The sequence below is a fragment of the Aliisedimentitalea scapharcae genome, assembly GCF_045277565.1.
Classification (GTDB): Bacteria; Pseudomonadota; Alphaproteobacteria; order Rhodobacterales; family Rhodobacteraceae; genus Aliisedimentitalea; species Aliisedimentitalea scapharcae.
Window position 1 is genome coordinate 1159201 of record NZ_CP123584.1, and the last position, 20464, is coordinate 1179664.

Genomic DNA, 20464 nt, shown 5'->3' on the forward strand with positions numbered 1-20464 from the left:
GGCAATATGGCGGACCAGAAATGATGACACTCACCTCTTGCGCTGAATTTGTCGCCACTGCCGATGCGCCGGCTGATGTGCACCCGATGGTGACACGGGCTGTGGCCGATTGTTTCGGCTGTATTCTCGCAGGGACCGACAGCGAGGTCGCGACACGGGTGCGTTCTGTTCTGGTCGTGGTCGGGGCGGGCAATGCGCCGCTGTATGGCGCGGGGCAGCAGGTGGCCCCCGGCTATGCGGCGCTGGGCAATGCGGTGTCGGGACACGCCTATGATCTGGATGACTGGGAGGAGCCAGGCAATACCCATCCGACCATTGTGATCCTGCCCGCGGTATTGGCAGTGGCTGAAGTCGTGCCCCTGACCGGCGCACAGATGCTGAACGCCTATTGCGTCGGGTTTGAAATGATCTGTCGGTTGGGCGAGGCGGTAACGCTGGGTCACTATACCCGAGGCTTCCATTCGACAGCGACCCTGGGAGCGATCGGGGCAGCGGCGGCCTGTGCGCGGGCCTTGGGTTTGGACAGGGAGCAATCCGCTCATGCCATGGCAATCTCTGTGTCGCAGGCAACGGGCTATACCATACAGTTCGGCTCCAGCGTCAAACCGTTGCAGGCCGGACAAGCAGCCCGAGCAGGGTTTGAAGCGGCGATGCTTGCCCGTGCCGGAGCGACAGGCAAACCACAGGTGCTGGACAGCGACCGCGGGTTCAACGGGCTGATGGGGGCCGGGACGCCCGACAGCTTTGCCCATGCGATCGCAAAACTGGGGCGGCCGTGGGCTCTGCAGGAATACGGGTTGCTGATAAAGCCCTGGCCGTCGTGTAGCTATATCCATCGTCTGATGACCGCTGCGCTGGAACTGCGTCGGCAGATGGCGCATGACGAGGTGGTGCAGGTGCGGGCAAGCTTGCCGGATTTTCACAAGGCAATCCTGCCCTTTGACCAGCCCACAACCCAGACCGAGGCGTTGTTTTCCGTGCCAGCCTGTGTCGCACAAGTTCTGGTCAGCGGTGATTTGACCATGGCCGACAGCGCTGCCGGTTTCTGGCAGCGCCCCGAAGTTGCCCGCCTGATCGCGGTGACCGACGTCACCACCGTAGCGCCTCGGAACCCCGCGCTGAACTATGATCCGGCGCAACCGGATGCGCTGGAGCTGGTCGGGCAGGGCGGGCGAGTGGTGCGAGGGCTATGTGACTATCCGTTGGGGTCGCGACAGACCCCGATGTCCGACGCGCAATATGCAGCCAAATACAGCTCTATCACCGGACGGGCGGCTACGGAGTTCACCAGATTGCTTGGCTGGCGTGACACCCAGGACATAGCGGGATTCTTTAGAAAGGGAACGACATGAGCCGAACCCGGCGTAACGGTGGGCGCGCAGCCCGCCGGATTGATCGCGCGGATGGAGCCGGGTCAGGCCCCAGCACGGCCATCTGGCCAGGGATCGAAGGGGGGCGGTATACTCCGTTTACCCGGCGCGAGATCGAGAGGGTCAGCGACACCGCCCTGCGTATCCTGGAAGAGATCGGATTGAAGGGGGCCACGCCACATTGCGTGGAAACCGTTTGCAACAATGGCGGCTCGCTGACCGAGGATGGGCGATTGCTGATGCCCGCGGATCTGGTGCGGCGGATGCTCAAGGTGGCGGGGCGGGGTTTCAAGCTGTTTGGGCAAATGCCTGAGTATGACATCGATCCGTCGGGCACCCGGATCCATCTGGGGACCTCGGGAGCCGCAGTGCATATCGTCGACAGCCTGACAGGCACGATCCGCGACTCGGCGCTCAGGGATCTCTACGATATGGCGCGGCTGGCCCAGTCGCTGCCAAATATCCACATGTTTCAGCGCACTGTGGTCGCGCGGGATCTAAGCGATCCGTTCGAGATGGACCTGAACACGGCCTATGCCTGTCTCAAAGGGACGGCGAAACCGGTTGGTGGGTCATTCACCTCAGAGGAAAACATGGAAGCCGCCGTGCAGATGATGCAGATGATCGTGGGCGGCCCCGAGGCCTTGCGCGCGCGTCCGCCGTTCTGTGTTTCGACCTGTTTCATCGTGCCGCCGTTGACCTTCGCCGAAGAGGCGCTGGGCGTGATCGAGTGCGCTGCCCGTCACGGCATTCCCCTGAAGCTGGTCTCGGCCGGGCAGGCGGGGGCCACCAGCCCGGCGCCGCTGGCCGGAGCAGTGGCGCAGCAAACGGCCGAAGTGCTGGCGGGGCTTGTCTATGTGAATCTGTTGAACCCGGGCCACCCGGCGACCTTTGGCGCGTTGCCGTTCGTGAGCGATCTTCGCACTGGTGCGATGTCGGGAGGCAGCGCCGAACAGGGGCTGCTGATGGCGGCCTGTGCCCAGATGGCACAGCATTTCGATATTCCCTGCGCGGTGTCAGCGGGCATGACCGACAGCAAGATGCCGGATTTTCAGGCGGGCTATGAAAAAGGCGTGACCGAACTGTTGTCGGCATTGTCCGGGGCCAATCTGATTTATGAGGCTGCGGGGATGTATGGGTCGCTTTTGGGTTGTTCATTGGAGAGCTTTGTTCTGGACAATGACATGATCGGGTCGATCCTGCGGGCGACGCGCGGGTTCGAGGTCAGTGACGACACCCTGTCGCTGGAGGTCATCCGCGAGGTCTGTGTCGATGGGCCCGGGCATTTTCTGGGGCATGATCAGACGCTGAAGCGGATGGAAAGCGACTATTACTATCCGGCGCTGGCGGATCGGCGTACACCGCAGGAATGGGCAGCTGCTCCGGACCGCGACCTGTTGGAACAGGCGCGAGCCCGGACTGAGGCGTTATTGGGGGGACCGCGATCCGAACATATTCCTGCGGAGATCGACGCTGAAATCCGCGCAAGGTTCCCCATTCGGCTACCAAAGGCAGATCTATGACCGCCACCCGGAGCAAGCTGGACCTGCAAGAGGATCAACGGGTCAATGTGAGCAAGGCCGAGGCGGTGTCCTGTATGGTCGCGATCTTTGAGCGGTTGGGCAACACGCCAGAGGTCGCGCGGTGTGTGGCCGAGCACCTGGCAGAAACGTCCTTGTCGGGTATGGAAAGCCATGGTGTGATGCGCACCCTGCAATATGCAGAGCAGATGCAGAACGGGTATCTGTCTGTCGGCGTTGACACGCAGGTTATTCGTGCTCCGTCGGGGGCCACCCATGTGGACGGTGGGGGTGGTATCGGTATCCCTGCGATGGTGCAGGCCTATGAGACGGGTATGCAGATGGCAGTGCGAACGGGTGTGTCGGCGCTGGCGATCCGCAACGTGGGCCACACCGGACGCCATGGGGCGTTTGCCGACAAGGCGGGACAAGAGGGGTTTCTGACCATCTGTGTTGGTGGGGGAAATCGAAAAAACTGGCCGCAGGTCGCACCGCATGGCGGAGCGAAGGGGCTGTTGCCAACCAACCCCTGGTGCATTGGAATTCCCGGTGGAGCACGCGGCCCGGTGGTGCTGGACTTTGCCACCTCCAAGATTGCCGGAGGCTGGATCTATGCGGCGCGCTCGGCCGGGGCGCAGCTGCCGGACGGTTGCCTGATTGATAGAGATGGAAACCCGAGCCGGGACCCGGAAGCGTATTTTTCCGGGGGCGCCATTCTGCCTGCGGGTGGGCACAAGGGGTATGGATTGGCGTTGATGGGGGAGATGATTGGGGAAGCGATGCTGGGGCCGTCATCGACCGAATGCAATTGGCTGTTGGTCACCCTTCGTTGCGACCATTTTCGCGAGACCTCTGCCATGGAAGTTGCGGCCGAGGCGGTTCTTTCGGACATGCGCAACTGTCCACCGGCACCGGGGTTTGATTGTGTCGAAGTGCCAGGCGAACGCGAACGCGACCAATATGTGAAATCTGGTGATCGGATCGCAATTCCAAAAGCAACCTGGCGGCAAATACAGGAGTTGGAAGCAGGTCTGAAAGCCTGATCCGGTCTCTGAAAGCCAAGCGCTCCCGCCCGGGAACCCAGCATCAAAGATGCAGGGCTCCCCGTTGGGCGTGGCCCCCCGCAGGCTGGCCTGCGAGGGGCGGTCGCGCGTCGATCCAGGCGCTGGGGTGCCTGTGCCAACAGGGGTTTTTCCCAATGATGCCGGGGTCCGGTCTTGGCGGACGGGGGGCGGCGCGTCATTGTGAACGCAAAACCAGAATGAGGATACAGATGACCAAATCTTTCCCCGAACAGGGTCATGATGGCCCCTATGCTGCGCCGCTGATCGTTCGTGATCAGATCGTGCGCCCGGAATGGATCGACTATAATGGGCACATGAATGTCGGCTATTACGGGATCGCCTTTGATCAGGCCATCGACAAGGTATTTGACCACGAACTGGGGATTGGCACCGAGTTCATCAAATCAGAGGGTCAGGGGCCTTACGTGCTGCAATCGCACATGCAATTTTTGCAGGAACTGCTGGAAGGGCAGAAATTCGACGTGCAGTTCCGTTTGATCGACCACGATCACAAACGGCTGCATTTCTTTGGTGAGATGATGCGCCAGCCTGACGGGGTGGTGTGTGCCATACAAGAGATCGTTGCGATGAATGTCGATCACGAGACAGCACGATCGACGGCCTATCCGGATTGGGCGCAGCGTCGGTTTTCGCGGATGCTATCTGACCATAAAGCCATGGCGCGTCCCCGCCAATTGGGGGCGAGCCTGGGATTGCGCCGGTAGGGAAGCACGGTGCCTGCTCTGCTCAGTTGAACTTTCAGGTGTTGACCGGATTGAAAACATCCACAGGGACGGGCAAGCCCGTCCCTGTGGATGTCATTGATTTGCGGGGTCAGAGGAACCCGAGATCATCATCGTCGCCCTCGTCATCGGGTTCATGTGCAGACGGGTCGTCGTCCTGAGACTGCGTCATCAGCGCCATGATGTCATATAGCTCGGTGTTGCCAGCAGTTCCGGAGGACCCTCCGGTTCCACCGCTACCAGACCCACCAGAGGCGCTGGCATAGACCACGTCGTCATCCGTGCCACCGCTTGACACCGGTTCGCCCTCAAAGTCGGGCAGCCCGTGGGTTGCAGCGATGCTGAAGGTTCCGCCTGTGCCCGAGCCTGAGCCCTTGGTGCCGCCCGAGCCTGAGCCTTTGGTGCCGCCCGAGCCCGAACCCTTGGTGCCACCGGAGCCTGAGTCTTTGGTCCCGCCGGAGCCGGAGCCCTTGGTACCGCCCGAGCCTGAGCCCTTGGTGCCGCCCGAGCCGGAGCCTTTGGTGCCGCCCGAGCCTGAGCCCTTGGTGCCGCCCGAGCCGGAGCCCTTGGTGCCGCCCGAGCCTGAGCCCTTGGTGCCACCGGAGCCTGAGCCCTTGGTGCCGCCCGAGCCTGAGCCTTTGGTGCCACCGGAGCCTGAGCCTTTGGTGCCACCGGAGCCTGAGCCCTTGGTGCCGCCTGAGCCTGAGCCTTTGGTGCCGCCAGAGCCGGAGCCTTTGGTACCACCTGAGCCGGAGCCCTTGGTACCACCCGAGCCTGAGCCTTTGGTGCCACCGGAGCCTGAGCCTTTGGTGCCGCCGGATCCTGAGCCTTTAGTGCCGCCTGAGCCTGAGCCTTTGGTGCCACCGGAGCCGGAGCCCTTGGTACCGCCGGAGCCTGAGCCCTTGGTCCCACCGGATCCTGAGCCCTTGGTGCCGCCGGATCCTGAGCCTTTGGTGCCGCCGGATCCTGAGCCTTTGGTGCCACCGGAGCCGGAGCCCTTGGTACCGCCTGAGCCGGAGCCTTTAGTGCCGCCGGATCCTGAGCCTTTGGTGCCACCGGAGCCGGAGCCCTTGGTACCGCCTGAGCCGGAGCCTTTGGTGCCACCGGAGCCGGAGCCCTTGGTACCGCCTGAGCCGGAGCCTTTAGTGCCGCCGGATCCTGAGCCTTTGGTGCCGCCGGAGCCTGAGCCCTGGGTGCTGGACTCCGAAAATTCGTCAGCGAGCTTGTCGTCATACCACTGATCCAGGGTGTCTCCTTCGACGCCTCCATTGTGGTATGCGTCGCTGGAGCTCGCCGATGCGCTGGTGTCATGAGACAGGACATGCGGGTTTGCAGTGTCCGAATTCAAGACAATTGTCAGGCTGTTGAGGTCAAGATCATCCAGAGTGAGCCCGCTGCCCCACAACGTAAAGTTGATGTTTTGGGTGTTCCCAGCGGTTGAATCATCCTCAGTCCCGAATTGGATCATGCCATCAAAGTTGGATCCAACGTCAAAGCCGTTGTTCAACTGGGATACGGAATTTGCATCGAACTGGCTACCTGTGACCCCCAAGGTGTTGATATCCGGGTACAAGTTGACATCATCAAGAACGCTGTCATCCGTGAAGTTGAAAAAGATGCCATCAAGGTCGCCGACTTCTGTCAGATAGTTCGGTTGAACTTGGAAGAATAGACCTCCGCCCTGTGTGTCCAGGACCGAAATGACAACTTGCGGATCTGTCCCAACATTGATCTCTAAGGGCTCTTTGGCCGGTGTTTCGCCGCCGCCGCCACCGCCGCCACCGCCGCCAGCGGTGCCAGTGGGTGGTGCTTCGCTGCTTCCGCCGGAGCCTGAACCTTTGGTGCCACCTGAGCCTGAGCCCTTGGTACCGCCGGAGCCTGAGCCTTTGGTGCCGCCGGAGCCTGAGCCTTTGGTGCCGCCGGAGCCTGAGCCTTTGGTGCCGCCGGAGCCTGAGCCTTTGGTGCCGCCGGAGCCTGAGCCTTTGGTGCCGCCAGAGCCTGAGCCCTTGGTGCCGCCCGAGCCCGAGCCCTTGGTGCCGCCAGAGCCTGAGCCTTTGGTACCGCCCGAGCCTGAGCCCTTGGTGCCGCCCGAGCCCGAGCCCTTGGTGCCGCCAGAGCCTGAGCCTTTGGTACCGCCTGAGCCTGAGCCTTTGGTGCCGCCCGAGCCTGAGCCCTTGGTGCCGCCGGAGCCTGAGCCCCTGGTGCCGCCGGAGCCTGAGCCCTTGGTGCCGCCGGATCCTGAGCCTTTGGTGCCGCCGGATCCTGAGCCCTTGGTGCCGCCGGATCCTGAGCCCTTGGTGCCGCCTGAGCCTGAGCCCTTGGTCCCACCTGAGCCTGAGCCCTTGGTACCGCCGGAGCCTTTGGTGCCGCCTGAGCCGGAGCCTTTGGTGCCGCCTGAGCCGGAGCCTTTGGTGCCGCCTGAGCCGGAGCCCTTGGTGCCGCCGGATCCTGAGCCTTTGGTGCCGCCGGATCCTGAGCCTTTGGTACCGCCCGAGCCCGAGCCCTTGGTGCCACCGGAGCCTGAGCCTTTGGTGCCGCCCGAACCGGAGCCTTCGGAGGGCTCGTCCTCAGAGCCGTATTTGCTCAAAAGGTGTTCCTTGTACCATTGGTACAGGCTGTCCCCTTCGACACCCCCATTGTGGTACGATTTTGTACCGGAACCGTAGGAACTCCAACTCATCGCGCACACCCTCCAAAAAACGTCCATTGCCTGCAACCTGGCAAACAATTCCAACAGCGGCCAAAGTTTGGCCCTCGTGTTTGCAGGGCTCATTTGACCAGCCTCGACGCTACAAAGCGGGCACGTTTGAGGCAATTTTTCGCCACATTTGTTGGGAAACATGCTGCAATACCGGCGAGTTAGCGAAACAGTGTTTGAGAAATCGGGGATATTGGTTCGGGGCTGACATCAATGGGGCCGAATTTCTTGACCTAACGTAAAAGCCGAGCGATTCGACGAGGGCCGCAGATCTGTCCAATTCGATCCCGAAAAATGTCTCAATTCCGATATACTCATTGCTGGGTAAGGGGTGCTGCGCCTGATCGTCTGCGCGGTCATTAGAGATCAATTGTGTGAAAGGGTATGCCGTGTCCGAGAGTTCCAACAGCAAACGCATTGCGCGCATTGTGGAATGTGCCGAAGAGCATTTTGGCAAGGAAGTCGAACGCGTAACAGCACCTGGTGGCGAGGGGAGATCTTCGTTTCGATTGCATTTTGACGACCGGGACGTGATTGCGACGCTGCGCCCAAATTTTCGCAGAACCCACCTGGAAGCGCATGTTCTGAACAGTTTGAACACATACAGTTCGGATTTGCCCCGCGTGTTGGGAGTCGTCGGGGAAATCTTGTTCCAATCCGATGTGGGTCGGCGCCGCTTGAATCAGGAAATCGTGCGTTGCCCGGCCGGGAGCCAGAAGGACCTGGCGGCAGAGGCGGTGGCCGGGATCTTTCGGATCCACGCGGCGGCGCGCAAGACTGATCTGCACAAAATGATGCCGCATCTGGGCAATAATGCCGAATGGATCAGCAATCTCGTGGATGCTGTGGATGCATTGCAACCCTATTCCCAGGGGATTTCGGGCGATTATGATCGCGCCGCAGTGGGAAATGCGATTGCCTACCCTGGCAAACAGTTCGTCAAATGGGATTGCCGGTCCGGCAATGCCGCAATTGGTCAGGATGAACGGCTACGCTGGTTCGATTTTGAGTATTCCGGTTTGCGTCATGGTGCCGAAGACTTTGCCTGGCTGATTGGGGACGAAGCCTGGCCAATTGCGCCGGACGTTATGGTCGACATCATGATTGATGCCTATGATCATGAATGCGGCCATGAAATCTCGGACTATCTGGAATATATGTCGGTTTACCTGACACTTCACGCGGTGCAGCGGTTCAAGCTGATCGTTAAGGAAGCCAAAAAACGTGGCTGGCTCTCCAAGGAGCGAGTGCGAAAATATGATGATGCGGGGGTCCATCCCGAGTTTGCCGTGCAAATTTGCAAAGTTGGGCAGTATTTTGCAGCGCAATCTCCGCTCACAGCCCCCTTGTCCCGCAATTTTGAAGGAGCAGCGCGCGCGTTCAAAGAGATCCTGCGCGACGGCTCTTCGTTGAAGTCGGCCTGAACCATGAATGCAGCGGCAAAAACCCTAATGACAGGCGCAAGCGACGACAGCTTGCGTGTGTTCAGCTTTGATACTTTGGATCGGATGAAACGTATTCGCGAGGATTGGCAGCTTCTGGAGCGGCGCGATCCAGAGGCGACGATCTTTTTGTCCTGGCGCTGGATGGCGGCCGCGTTTGCGGCAAACCCGGGCAGGTGGCGCGTTATCGCCGTGTATCACGCCGGGCGGCTGGTCGCGGTTCTGCCGCTCAAGCTGCGGGTGCATTGGAGCCAGACCCGCGCCCGCTTGCAAACCGAGATAGAGGCCGGAGGCAAGCTGGTCGGATCGGAATACACGGGATTTTTGTGCGACCCCGAATGGCAGGATCTGGCGCTGCGGGAAATGGCGCAGCATGTTCAGACAATGCCCTGGTCTGAACTGTCGATCCGTTACGTGGAATCCCAGGACCGTGCCAGCACGTTCATGGCGGCGTTCCCCAGAGCCGCATTCAGCACCCGGTGGCGAGAATACAAGATCAACCAAGGCCAGATTGATAACTTGCTGTGCCCGCGAATTGATCTGCCGCCGACACATAATCTGTTTCTGGCGATGTTAAAAAGAAACACACGACGGCAAATCCGATTGGCCACCAAAAGGGGGCTGGAGACGGGCGAAATGCGTGTCACCTGGCCCGAGGGCGGAGAGTTGAAAGAGGCGATCCGCATATTGTTGCGGTTGTGGATGCAGCAGTGGGAACCGTCAAAAGGACGAGAGGCTGCATTTGTGACATCGCGCAACTATCTGCATGGTTTGGGAACTGCCTATCGGATGGGGACCTTGCGTATGCCGGTGCTGTGGAAGGGCGACCGTCCGATCGCGACATTGGGCAATGTTCTGGACCCGGCGCGCAAACGGATGCACGTGTTGGTCACAGGGCGGGATGTCACGCTCGAAGACAATTTTGTCGGACTTCTGCTGCATTCCGAGAATATCAGGTGGGCCATCGAAAACGGGATCAAAGTCTATGATTTTGGCCATGGGAACGAGCCGTACAAACATCGCTTTGCCGCCCAGGATGTGCCGGTGCATTTCTTGTCTGTTCGCCGCCGGGATGTTGCGCAGGTGACGGACACTTTGGACCCGGCCTGTGTGCCGATGGGGCTGGAACGTGTGGTTGCCTATCTGGAAAATGACAAGATCGAACGCGGCCTGGAGATCAGTCGGCAACTGGCCGAAGTCGCCCAGAAACGGGGCAGGTGACACGTTGGCCGACTGACATGAGCGTCACAATCCCATCTGGCGGACGGCCAGATCACGCATGATCTCTTCGGAGCCGCCGCCAATGGCCATGACTTTTACTTCGCGATAGATCCGTTCGATCCGGTTGCCCCGCAAATAACCAGCACCACCCAGGATCTGCATCGCCTCGGAGGCGCAGAATTCGCAGGCCTTGGAGGTGAAGAATTTGGCTTTGCAGATTTCGGCCACGGGCATGGGCCCCGTGTTCACCTTCCAGCAGATCATGTTCAGCCAGGCTTCGACCGCGTCGATGCGGGCCGAGATCTCGGCGATCTTGTGGCGGATGACCTGATGTCGGATCAGGGGCTTGCCAAAGGTTTCGCGCTCCTGCGCCCAGGCAATGCTGTCTTCGAGACAGGTTTTCATCATCCCCAACATTCCGGCGATCAACCCAACCCGCTCCAGATTGAAATTTTCCATGATGGCTAGAAACCCGTTGTTTTCTGCGCCCATCATATTGGTGGCGGGCACCCGCATGTCGTCAAAGAACAGCGTCGCCTGATCCGAACACCACCAACCCATCTTGCGGGGCAGGGCGCTGCGCGAGAACCCGATCGTGTCCGATTCGACAAAGAACAGCGAAATACCGGTCAAACCGTCGCCCCCGGTGCGCGCGGCAACGACAAAGTAATCCGACGTCATGCCACCAGTGATAAAGGTCTTGGAGCCGTTCAGAACCCAATGGTTGCCGTCGCGGTGCGCCCGTGTCGTCAGATTGGCCACATCCGACCCCCCGCCCGGTTCGGTCACGCCCAGGCTGGATCCTTTGCGGCCTGCGATAATGTCGGGCAGAACCCGGTCCTGGATATCGGAATTGGCCAGCCGGGCAATGGGCTCGATCGAGATCATCCGCCCGTTGATTGCCGCGGCGACCCCGCCGGCCCCACAGCGGGCCAACTCTTCGCTGTAGGTTGCGCGCATGAAACAATCATCGAACCCCAGTCCCCCATGTTTTTCGTCTATGCCGAACCCCCAGATCCCCAACGCGCCCGCCTTTTGATGGAGCGCCCAGGGGACCGCGCCTGCTTCGTCCCAGGTATCGCAATGGGGGGTAATCTCCTGCGCGACAAAGCTTTGCATGGTGTCGCGAAAGGCCGAGCGTTCCGGTGTGTCAAAGGGCGAGGTCATCCGGTTTCCTTTTGTTTGGCCAGCAAATGCGGTGCCATGATCCGGGCAAAGCGGTGCACCATCTTGTTGATCACGGTCGGGTCGGCTTCGTATGGGGCATGTGTATGCAGCCCGCGCATGAAACTGCGGCAGATCGACCACAACAGCGTCAGGTCTTCGGCCTCGCCCGTCGCCGCCTTGTACAGGTGGGCGATGTTGCGGTTGAAGTCGGTGTTATAGGCCTGCAACGCCGGGGTGATCCGCTGACGTAGAGCATCATCGGTGCGCGACGCGACCAGGATCTCCATCAGCGCACGCCCCGGGCGGGTGTTGATGACTTCGGACCAAAGACGGAGCAGGTCGTCGGAAATGTCCTGATCCGGGCCTTGGTGGTGGATCAGCCCAAGGTCTCCAGTCTCAGTCTCAGGTCCACGCACCGGAGCCAACAGGCGCTCAAGGGTCTGCGCCATCATCTCTTCCTTTGATGGGAAATGATGCGTCAATGCCCCGCGCGACACCTGCGCCTGGGATTGCACGCGATTGATCGAGGTTTCGGAATACCCGACTTCGTCCAGGCATTGCACCACAGCCGAAAAGATCCGCCCGCGCGTGCGCGCAGTGCGGTCGGGATTGGCGGTGCGTGTGACGTTGGGTTCGGCTCGGGTTTTCATTTGCGTACGCCTATTCTTTGAATCAGATATAAAACAGAACGATCAGTCTGTTCAATCACTCAGACGCAGCGGAACGACCACCGTCAAACCAGGAGACGCAAATGCAACAAGCCGAAGATTTCCGTGCCGAAAGCCGGGCCCTGGCGGCGATTCTGAACCCTCTGTCTGCGGATGACCTGCGCCAGCCGACCCTGTTCAAAGGGTGGACCATCGAGGATGTCCTGGGTCATTTGCATCTGTTCAATGTCGCGGCCGAAACATCGTTGTCCGGTGCCAAAGCATTTGATGTCTTCATCGCGCCGATTGTTCGGGACATGCAGGCGGGCAAGACGATTCTGGAATGTCAGTTTCCCTGGCTGGGTGGTCTGGACGGGCGTGATCTGTTTGACGCCTGGATGGCCGGAGCGGAAAGCTGCGCGGATGCATTCGCCAAGGTAAATCCCAAAGAGCGGGTGAAATGGGTGGGGCCGGACATGAGCGCGCTCAGCTCGATCACGGCGCGCCAGATGGAAACCTGGTCGCACGGACAGGAAGTCTTTGACGTGTTGGGGCTGGATCGCTCCGAACAGGACCGGATCCGAAATATCTGTCATCTGGGTGTATCGACCTTTGGCTGGACCTTTATCAACCGCAAGGAGCCGGTGCCCGATCCCGTTCCATATGTGCGCCTGACCGGGCCATCGGGCGCGGTGTGGGAATGGAATACCCCGCAGTCGGACAATGCGGTTGTCGGATCTGCTGTGGCGTTTGCCCAGGTGGTCACCCAAGTGCGCAGTATTCAGGACACCGAATTGCGGACCACGGGCGCAGTCGCTGAACACTGGATGTCAGTTGCACAGTGTTTTGCCGGCCCTCCGGTCACCCCTCCGGCCAAGGGCGCGCGCCACAAGGCCGGATGACTCAGGTGCCCAAACGGCGCCACGCAGCGGTCAACCCGGCCAATGTCATGCGTTGGGCATCTGCAATGGTCGCGGCCACCCCCTGTTGGCCTAATGCGGCGGCATAAGGCGCGCTTTGGGTGTCATCGCCGATGACGGCCAGATTCTGGCCCAGCCAATAGGGCCGCGCGGCGGCCAGCTCGGCCCCGATCAGAAGCCCCATCAACCGGGCATGTGAGTGCGCCGGCGCAGGAGCATTCAGGGCCATGTCCGCCTGAACTTCGGCCATCCGCGCGGCCAGCCGCTCGGGCTTGGACATTGCATCCGATACGGCGTCGGCCAGGGTGTCACGATCCCAGTCAGCGTCAGAAAACGCCGCTTCCAGCCCGGGCAGTTCAGCCATCGCACCAAGCGTCGACAGAGTTAGGAAACTTTGAAAGCTGACAACTTCTCCGGCGCTGATCTGGGCCCAGTGGGTCTGTGCACCGGGAAGGCAGATCACCCCATCCCAATCCGTGTTGAGCGACAGGAAACCGGCGACGCGGATCGCTGCATTGTGCATGATCGCGCAGGGCGCGCTTTGGCTCAGCCCCGGGAGCGCATGTAAAACAATCCGTGTGTGCCGATCCGTATCGGTTCGGGGTCGCAGATCCAAAGGTTTGCATGGCACCTGGATAGGCCGAATTTCGGTATCGCCGCTCAGGACGACTGGCAGGGGGGCTGGCGTCAGCCAGCTGGAGGTCAGCGATACCAGATCTGCGACCACACCGGCAGGCCCCGACGGGCAGGACAACATTTGCAATGGATCGCCACCCTGCATGGGCCAGGCTCTGAGCTGGCACCCATCAAAGGAGGCGGCAATCCAATCGGCCCGAAATGTGTCTTGGCTCATGTGAGTTTCCCTTTTGGCAGAGCTTTCCCGTGCCCCGTTCTATGGCTCGCCCGGTGCGAGGGCAATTGCGTGATTCCGCCCGTTGACCGGTGCTGTTCCTTGCTCCGGGGTGCCCAATTTTGACGACTTTGCCAAAATTCACGGGTGTTGGTGTGAGGGATGTCCCACAATTTCACGCGGATTGTGTCCATTTTCTGCCTGCCTTCCAGCTCTGTGGCAGACGCGACTCAGCATCGGTGACAGCTGATTCTGTGTCGGGTTCGTTTAAAATACAGGAACAATACGTGTATAAATCTTTGAATGTTTCGTTAACCATCTCGTATAAAGGGAAGAAAACAAGGATATTCCCACTGGAAACAAACTGTTTCTGTGCAATTTCTTATAAATGCTCCGGGGACTGATAAATTCAACTTAGGCAATTTTGGGGCGGAAACCCGGCTCAAATGCGCAGGGATCAAAATTTCGGACACATGGGGGTGTCGTTCGGGAATTGGCCCAAAAGTTCGAATGTCGCGTTTCCAGTCCGCTTTTGCACTCTGGGGGCATTTTGGTTTTCTTGTCGTGCCGAAAGGCATCTCTCCAGTCGGGTAACCGGCTGCTGCTTGGGGAGCGTCATGAGTAGTTTGATTCGCACGAATGCTGTTGTGTGGGCTGCCGGGTTGAAACGCGATGGCGCGCGCCGGATCAGTGCATCGCTGACCATGTTCCTGCCCTTGCATAGGCGGGAGTTGTCGTTGGAAGCAGCCAATATCAATGGTTCTGTCCCCCTGTACAATCCGGGTGAGCCCGAGCCGGGATCGACAATCGGCAACCACGGGATCTATGCCCAGCATGGCAAACGCATGTTGGACCTGGTGCTCATCCTTCTGGCGCTGCCAGCAGTGTTGTTGGTCACCGGATTGTGTGCGCTGGCGTTGTGGATCGAAGGGGGGCAGCCCTTCTATCGACAGGACCGGTTGGGGCGCGATGGGAAACGGTTCAAGATCTTCAAATTGCGGACCATGGTACGGGACGCTGATGCCAAACTGGCAGACTTGCTGGCCAAGGATCCGGAATTGCGCCGTGAATGGGAAACGACCCAAAAGCTGAAAACTGACCCGCGGATCACCCGAATTGGCGGTTTGCTGCGCCGGACATCTTTGGATGAATTGCCACAATTGTGGAATGTTGTGCGCGGTGAAATGAGCCTGGTTGGGCCACGCCCCATGCTGCCGGAACAGCTGCCGTTGTATGGCAACCATGCCTATTATTATGATCTTGAACCCGGAATCACCGGAATCTGGCAGGTGTCGGCCCGAAATGAGAGCTGTTTTGCCCATCGGTTCGAAACCGACGCGCAATACCACCGAGATCTGTCGCTGTCGTTGGACATAAAGCTATTGTGCAAGACAGTCAGCGTTGTGCTCCGGGGGACCGGATATTGAGAAACCGGATATTGAGAAAGAAGAGCGGATCAATTCCCGTTCAAACAATGGTTTGTGTGCGCCTGGGGGCTGGCCATGCTAGAATATGCAAAGGATGCTGGCGATGAGAGATTTCGAATCTAGCGATCTGGAAGACTATTTTGCTGAGGCAGCCCATCTGGAAGACACGGAGGCCATGACAGAACAAGGTTTCAAACGGTTTCGACGCAAGAACCGCCCCCGTCCCATGCCGGACGCGCGGGTGAGCAAGGATATTCGGGACCCCCAGGCCAACCTTAGCCCTGTTGTAGACGAGGAACCTGAATTCAGGATCCAGTTGCCTGCCCCGACTCCGGAACCTTGGGAGCTGTTGCGGCAGGTGCCTTTGGGGGTGCGTCGCCATATTTTGCGCCGGTCATCGCTGATCAGCTTTTTCCGGGAGGATCCCGCTGCAAAACAGTTTGATCTGCTGCGTACCAGGTTGTTGAAAACGCTCAAGGAACGCGGCTGGAGCCGGGTCGCCGTGGTGTCGCCAACCAGCGGATGCGGGACCACATTTGCTGCGACCAATCTGGCACTCAGCCTGTCGCGTGTTCGTGAAATTCGGACTGTTCTGATGGATCTGAACCAGCGCGATCCCGGTATCGGTGACGCCCTGGATATTCAGGCGTTGGGGGACATGCCCGGTTTCTTGATGGGCGAGGTGCCGTTGCAGCATCATCTGGTGCGGTGCAGTGAAACACTGGCCGTCGGTATTGCTGGCGCAGCGGATCGAAATGCTGCGGAAATTCTGCATGATCCGCAGACAGCCGAAACGCTGGACCATATGCGCGACGCGCTAAAGGCCGATGTCGTCCTGTACGATTTGCCCCCCTTGTTGGAGCACGACGATCTGATGGCGTTTCTGCCGCAGGTGGACGGTGTTTTGCTGGTTGCGGATGGTCAGACAACCACTGCGGCTGATCTGGAAGCGTGCGAGAGAGTGCTGGACAACCAGACACAATTGCTGGGTGTCCTGCTCAATCGGGGACGTTGACGGGTTGATTGGGCACGATCTCTTTCCCATGTTCTCCTTGCATATGTCATAGTTTTGCCGGGATGCTGTGGTGAAACCCAAGACGTACCTGGGGCATGTTGTGCATCCGGGATGTAGGAAAGAGCAGTATGGGTCCGTTTCAGTCTATTCATGATGTCTATGATATGCTCCGTCGTCGCGCGGTGCTGATTGCTGTCGTGTCGATTGTCGGAACCGTAGCGGCGCTGTTTGTCGCGCTGAGCCAGCAACACATGTACCGTTCGGCCGAAGTGATTCAGATCGCCCAGCCCCAGATTGCTGATGAATTGGCAAAATCAACGGTCGATGGATCGTCTGCGCGCCGGTTGCAGTTGATTGAACAGCGGCTGATGGCACGCAGCAATGTGCTCGACGTTATCGAGAAATACGGGCTGTTCAAGGATGTCGGGGACCAAAGACCCAACCATCTGGCCTTTCTTCTGCGCAGCTCGGTGCGGATCGAAGGGGTTGCTGCGGCGCGGGAAGGATATTCGGATGATGGCACGATTTCCATTCTGACGGTGTCCGCCGAAATGCCGACGGCGCTTCAGGCCCAACAGATTGCCCATGAATTCGCTCAACGCACCATCGAACTGAGCCAACAGGCCCGGATCGACCAGGCCAAGGCAACTCTGACCTTTGTTGCCCGACAGGAAGGGGCATTGTTTCAGGAACTTGCCGCGCTCGAGGAGGAAATCTCTGAATTTCGCAAGGCCAACAATGCGTCCTCTTCGACAAATGTCGAATTGCGGGCCGGCGAAGTGCAAACCCTGAACGAAGGCTTGTTGGATATCGCCCGTGAAGTGATCGAAATCCAGCGCGCTGCCGATATGGCAACCAAGACAGAGCGCCCTGCCACAGCCAAGCGGTTGTTGGCGGAATACGAAGAACGTCTGGCCACATTGGCTGAGCAACGCGATTTGATGCGTGATCGCAAGGAGGCGCTGGAGAAGGTGCTGCAGACGTCTCCTCAGGTGCAAAGCCAATTGGAGTCCTTCGAACGCCAGGCCGAACAGCTGCGGGATCAGCTGGGCGCGATGCGCAGCCGCCGGACAGAGGCCGAAATCGGGTTCCGGCTGGAAACCGCCAGGCAATCCGAACGTCTGATGGTTCTAGAACCGGCAAATCTGCCGGAGTACCCGTTCACAGGCAGCCGCAAGATGTTGGCGTTGGCCGGGATGATGGCAAGTATTCTGGCCGGGCTGGGTTTGGCCGTCCTTCTGGAATTTCGTGATCCGGTGTTGCGGACTGCCCATCGGATGGAACAGAAAACCGGTTTGAAACCCGTGGTGACCATACCGGTGATCAACAAGGGCACCGGGTCGCGGGGACTTTTGTCCCGGCTGTTCGGACGCAGACCACGTGGACCTGCCTGACCCGTTGTTTCGGACGTCTAGTGACTGACTTTTTGCCCCAGGGCCTGGACCATGTCGGGGATCATTCCGGCGTGGTACGACAGGATCAATCCCGCGATCCCGCCAGCGAGAACCAGACATAACAGGTCATGCACCGGATCCCAGACCTTGTGTTTTGTGGCCAGCCAGATCAGCACTGGATAGGCTAGGAGCATCGACACCCCCAATGCGGCGATCCCTCCCAGAACCCCGAACCAGCTGAGCCCCAGCAAGAACAGGATGGTCTGAATGATTGCCCGGCTGGCGGTGAAAACAAAGAACCCGCGACTGTCACCAGCGGCCAGGGCCGCCGGATCATAGGTCAGCCCAATGACGGCCGGGATCATGGCAATGGCAATCAGGCTGACCATAGGGCCGGACAACATGTATCGTTCGTCATACAGAAGATCGACCAACCACGGGCCCGCAAAGGCAACGACAAGCAGCAACGACAGGATGGCACCGCTCAGGCCAAACCTAAGCCATCGTTGATTGCGCCAGTTGTCGCGGGATTCGGTCGCCGGTTTTTCGCGGTACACCGGGATCAGCAGCCGTTGGTTGATGGCATAGCCCAGCAGCATGGGAAAACTGGCAAGAAAAAACCCGATATTGTACAGACCCAACACTTCGAGCGTCACAAATTTACCCAAGAACAGCCGGTCGCCCTGGCTGGTAAAGAACCAGCAGGCTGTCGACAGGAAGATCCATTTGCCAAAATGCAGCTGTTCGTGCACGGCCTTGGCCTCCCAACGGAAACGGTTCTTCATGCCCGGCAAAAAGGCTTGGGTGAGAGCCAGCGTCACAAAGGCCTGGAACACGCCACCCAACACCAGCGCGATCACCGATTGCGTGATCACCGCCAAAACCACCATCGACAGAATGCCGAGCGCCTGGCTGATCAGATCCAACGCCGTGACACGACCCACCAGAAGGTGACGGTGGGCGGTTTCGACCCGCGTCGGCATGAACCCGTTGATTGCAAGGCCAACGCCGGCAATCGGCAGGTACACCAACAGATCCGGCTCGTTGTAAAACTGTGACACAGGCCAGGCGAGCAAGGCGGTTGTGGCCCATAGGATCAACCCACGCACCACCTGAATGCTGAAGGCGGTGTTCAGGAAATCGGGATCGTCACCCCGATCGCTTTGGGCGATCGCGGCATTGATTCCGGTATCGGAAAACAGGGTCAAACCCAGTATCACGACGTTGACCAGAGCCATCAGACCAAAGGCTTCGGGGAACAGCAGCCGTGCAAGAACCAGGTTGGCCGCCAGCCGCAGGGCCTGGCTGCCGCCATATCCGATCATCAACCACGACGCGCTGCGCAGGACGCGGGCCATCAGGCTGCCACCTTTGAATGCTGTGGTCACTCGGTTCATGTTTGCCTTTTCTGCCCGGCCTTGGTCTGGCACGAATCTTACGCGCCTTGGGGCTTTGGTACAGCCCGAAAACCGGGAAATTCGAGTTCGACTAGCAAATAATCTGAAACAAATTCCGCCAGAGGCGCTGATTGGCGCTGTCTGCTGCGTTCGAACCGGGCGTCTGTGTGTTAATCTTGGACTGCAGGCTGGCGTCGGGTTAGTCTGCGCAGAACCCTTTGATCTGGTGTACGCTTTTGAAACTTGGCTATATCCTCAATACCTATCCGCAACCTTCACACAGTTTTATCCGGCGCGAAATTCAGGCGCTGGAGCGTCAGGGGTTTGTGATCGACCGCTTGGCAATGCGCCGTGCGTCCGTTGGGTTGGTGGATCCGCAGGACCAGGCCGAGGCAGACCGGACCCAATATGTGCTGGATGCCGGGTCGGTGGGATTGCTGATGGCGTTGCTGGGCGTTCTGTTGCGCGGCCCTGTCCGGGGGATTTCGGCGCTGGTATTGACCTGGCGGATGGGGCGGGTTTCGCATGTGGGGGTGTTGCGGCACGTGATCTATCTGGCCGAAGCGGCCTGGGTTCTACGGCAGTGCCAAAGGGCTGGAATAGCACATTGTCATGCGCATTTTGGCACCAATGCCGCCGCCGTGGCCCTGTTGTGCCGGACCTTGGGCGGGCCGCCGTTCAGCTTTACGACCCATGGACCCGAAGAATTTGATGCCCCCAGGGCATTGTCTTTGGGAGCCAAACTGGATCATGCGGCGTTTGCAGTCGGGGTCAGCCAGTTTGGACGCAGCCAGTTGAGCCGTTGGGCAGGTTTCACCACCTGGGAGCGGCTGCATGTGGTGCATTGTGGGATTGAGCCGACCAAGTTCGTGGAGCCGGTCGCGATGCCCGAGGGGCCGGTGCAATTGGTGTCAATCGGCCGGTTTGTGGAGCAAAAAGGGCAAATGGTCCTGGTCGAGGCCATGGCGCGGGTGCGCGACAGCCATCCCAACGTGCATCTGACCCTGGTTGGTGACGGTGAAATGCGCGCTGAACTGGAAACGGCAATAGACCGACATGGGCTGACTGATCGAATCACGCTGACCGGCTGGGTGTCGGAGGCCGAGGTAACCGCACGTCTACAAGGCTGCCATGCTCTGGTGATGCCCAGCTTTGCCGAGGGGTTGCCGATGGTGGTGATGGAGGCAATGGCTGCACAACGCCCGGTCATTGCCACCTATGTGGCGGGGACGCCTGAGTTGGTGCGCGATGGCGAAACCGGATGGTTGGTCCCCGCAGGTGATTGTACGGCGCTGGCTGCGGCAATCGTACGGGTGGCTGACACGGGCATCACCCGGTTAAGCACCATGGGACGGGCTGGATATGCCCGGGTGATGCAGCGCCATGACGTGGATACCCAAGCGGCAAAGCTGGCCGGTCTGTTTCGCCAGTCCGGACCCTGAGACGGTCAGGGCCCACAGGTGACTTGCTATACGCACGGTGCAAAACTGGGCACGTAGAGCTCCCGCCCGTCGGTGACGCATCAAAGATGCGCCGCCTCCCGTTGGGCAGGGCACCGGCGGCAAAGCCTCCGGTGCGGGCGCAGACCA

The 20464-nt window shown here is 59.7% G+C and carries 16 protein-coding genes; 11 read left to right on the top strand and 5 right to left on the bottom strand.

Going from position 1 to position 20464, the window contains the following annotated elements; all coding sequences use genetic code 11:
• The first annotated feature begins 20 nt into the window (after nucleotides 1–20).
• From QEZ52_RS05480 to QEZ52_RS05495, 4 genes are all read left to right on the top strand, one after another.
• Nucleotides 21–1352: an MmgE/PrpD family protein gene (locus tag QEZ52_RS05480; protein WP_406648494.1), complete on the top strand. Its 1332-nt coding sequence runs from the start codon at nucleotides 21–23 to the stop codon at nucleotides 1350–1352.
• The gene (locus QEZ52_RS05485; RefSeq protein WP_406648496.1) at nucleotides 1349–2893 is read left to right on the top strand and encodes a trimethylamine methyltransferase family protein; all 1545 of its coding nucleotides are present in this window, start codon (nucleotides 1349–1351) and stop codon (nucleotides 2891–2893) included. Before QEZ52_RS05480 ends, QEZ52_RS05485 begins: the two co-directional genes overlap by 4 nt.
• Nucleotides 2890–3933 carry an Ldh family oxidoreductase gene (locus QEZ52_RS05490; protein WP_406648498.1) on the top strand — a complete coding sequence of 348 codons (1044 nt, stop codon included), beginning with the start codon at nucleotides 2890–2892 and terminating at the stop codon, nucleotides 3931–3933. The genes QEZ52_RS05485 and QEZ52_RS05490 overlap by 4 nt, the downstream gene beginning before the upstream one ends.
• Nucleotides 3934–4163: 230 nt before the next feature.
• Nucleotides 4164–4679, top strand: coding sequence for a thioesterase family protein (locus QEZ52_RS05495; RefSeq protein ID WP_406648499.1), 516 nt, complete (start codon nucleotides 4164–4166; stop codon nucleotides 4677–4679).
• 109 nt (nucleotides 4680–4788) lie between these two features.
• Here QEZ52_RS05495 and QEZ52_RS05500 read toward each other — a convergent pair whose 3' ends face one another.
• Nucleotides 4789–7377, bottom strand: a complete 2589-nt coding sequence (locus QEZ52_RS05500; protein ID WP_406648501.1) for a hypothetical protein — start codon at nucleotides 7375–7377, stop codon at nucleotides 4789–4791.
• A gap of 407 nt (nucleotides 7378–7784) precedes the next feature.
• On the opposite strand from QEZ52_RS05500, the gene QEZ52_RS05505 reads away from it, so the two are divergent.
• Together QEZ52_RS05505 and QEZ52_RS05510 are read left to right on the top strand one after the other, a co-directional pair.
• A complete protein-coding gene (locus tag QEZ52_RS05505) occupies nucleotides 7785–8819 on the top strand; it encodes a hypothetical protein (protein ID WP_406648502.1) in 1035 nt (344 codons plus the stop codon).
• Between the two features lie 27 nt (nucleotides 8820–8846).
• Nucleotides 8847–10058, top strand: coding sequence for a GNAT family N-acetyltransferase (locus tag QEZ52_RS05510; protein ID WP_406648503.1), 1212 nt, complete (start codon nucleotides 8847–8849; stop codon nucleotides 10056–10058).
• Between the two features lie 24 nt (nucleotides 10059–10082).
• Here QEZ52_RS05510 and QEZ52_RS05515 read toward each other — a convergent pair whose 3' ends face one another.
• Together QEZ52_RS05515 and QEZ52_RS05520 are read right to left on the bottom strand one after the other, a co-directional pair.
• Nucleotides 10083–11225, bottom strand: coding sequence for an acyl-CoA dehydrogenase family protein (locus tag QEZ52_RS05515; RefSeq protein WP_406648504.1), 1143 nt, complete (start codon nucleotides 11223–11225; stop codon nucleotides 10083–10085).
• Nucleotides 11222–11875 carry a TetR/AcrR family transcriptional regulator gene (locus QEZ52_RS05520; protein WP_406648505.1) on the bottom strand — a complete coding sequence of 218 codons (654 nt, stop codon included), beginning with the start codon at nucleotides 11873–11875 and terminating at the stop codon, nucleotides 11222–11224. The genes QEZ52_RS05515 and QEZ52_RS05520 overlap by 4 nt, the downstream gene beginning before the upstream one ends.
• A gap of 101 nt (nucleotides 11876–11976) precedes the next feature.
• Between QEZ52_RS05520 and QEZ52_RS05525 the strand changes: the two genes are divergently transcribed.
• Entirely contained in the window at nucleotides 11977–12774 is a 798-nt protein-coding gene (locus tag QEZ52_RS05525; protein WP_406648506.1) for a TIGR03084 family metal-binding protein, read from the top strand.
• 1 nt (nucleotide 12775) lies between these two features.
• Here the strand turns inward: QEZ52_RS05525 and QEZ52_RS05530 are convergent, their stop codons facing one another.
• Nucleotides 12776–13645 (bottom strand): 2-dehydro-3-deoxygalactonokinase, encoded by an 870-nt coding sequence (locus QEZ52_RS05530; protein ID WP_406648507.1) that lies wholly within the window; start codon nucleotides 13643–13645, stop codon nucleotides 12776–12778.
• A 614-nt stretch (nucleotides 13646–14259) separates the two neighbouring features.
• Between QEZ52_RS05530 and QEZ52_RS05535 the strand changes: the two genes are divergently transcribed.
• From QEZ52_RS05535 to QEZ52_RS05545, 3 genes are all read left to right on the top strand, one after another.
• The gene (locus QEZ52_RS05535; RefSeq protein ID WP_406648509.1) at nucleotides 14260–15069 is read left to right on the top strand and encodes a sugar transferase; all 810 of its coding nucleotides are present in this window, start codon (nucleotides 14260–14262) and stop codon (nucleotides 15067–15069) included.
• Nucleotides 15070–15172: 103 nt separating this feature from the next.
• A complete protein-coding gene (locus QEZ52_RS05540) occupies nucleotides 15173–16084 on the top strand; it encodes an exopolysaccharide biosynthesis protein (protein ID WP_406648510.1) in 912 nt (303 codons plus the stop codon).
• Nucleotides 16085–16212: 128 nt separating this feature from the next.
• A complete protein-coding gene (locus QEZ52_RS05545) occupies nucleotides 16213–17478 on the top strand; it encodes a DUF874 domain-containing protein (RefSeq protein WP_406648511.1) in 1266 nt (421 codons plus the stop codon).
• Between the two features lie 17 nt (nucleotides 17479–17495).
• On the opposite strand, the gene QEZ52_RS05550 is transcribed toward QEZ52_RS05545, so the two are convergent.
• A complete protein-coding gene (locus tag QEZ52_RS05550) occupies nucleotides 17496–18875 on the bottom strand; it encodes an oligosaccharide flippase family protein (protein WP_406648512.1) in 1380 nt (459 codons plus the stop codon).
• 236 nt (nucleotides 18876–19111) lie between these two features.
• Between QEZ52_RS05550 and QEZ52_RS05555 the strand changes: the two genes are divergently transcribed.
• Entirely contained in the window at nucleotides 19112–20317 is a 1206-nt protein-coding gene (locus QEZ52_RS05555; protein ID WP_406648513.1) for a glycosyltransferase family 4 protein, read from the top strand.
• The last annotated feature ends 147 nt before the right edge of the window (nucleotides 20318–20464 follow it).